The sequence below is a fragment of the Enterobacter cloacae complex sp. P6RS genome, assembly GCF_014982245.1.
In the GTDB taxonomy this organism is placed as follows: domain Bacteria; phylum Pseudomonadota; class Gammaproteobacteria; order Enterobacterales; family Enterobacteriaceae; genus Enterobacter; species Enterobacter bugandensis.
The window spans coordinates 1-354 of record NZ_JADCLB010000073.1 but is presented as its reverse complement, the minus strand read 5'-3'; the positions used below and the strand labels follow the sequence as shown (position 1 = coordinate 354).

The 354-nt window shown below is 41.2% G+C and carries 1 protein-coding gene; it reads right to left on the bottom strand.

Translation table 11 applies throughout. The annotated features are described in order from the left end of the window. Positions 1 to 251, bottom strand: a 251-nt coding sequence (locus tag INF73_RS21980) for a terminase small subunit (RefSeq protein ID WP_193547353.1), incomplete at its 3' end; no start/stop codon positions are given. Positions 252 to 354: the final 103 nt, after the last annotated feature.

The following is a 354-nucleotide window of genomic DNA, read 5'->3' as shown; positions in this document are numbered from 1 at the left end:
GCTTCTTTGTACTCGCCACGCATAACAGCTGTTAGGTACTCTAGCACCTCTTGGGCATCGGCTGTTCGTTCGTTTTTCAGTTCTGCGAGGCGTTCGTCTATATAAGCTCTGAGGTCAGGTTTAGTCAAGTTTTCCTGTCCTATCTGCTTTGCAGTCTTTTCGCTATATCCCGCTCTGATAGCAGCCTCTTTGGCATTTCCTGTCTCGATGTTAAAGTCACAAAATCGTTTCTGTTTCTCTGTCATTCTCATGTTATTCACCGCCTTTCTGTCTAATAATTTATCACTTCACATACATTTCTATATTCTCTTGTATATGCTTATCTTTCCAACTACCATAACCACAATAAACTAG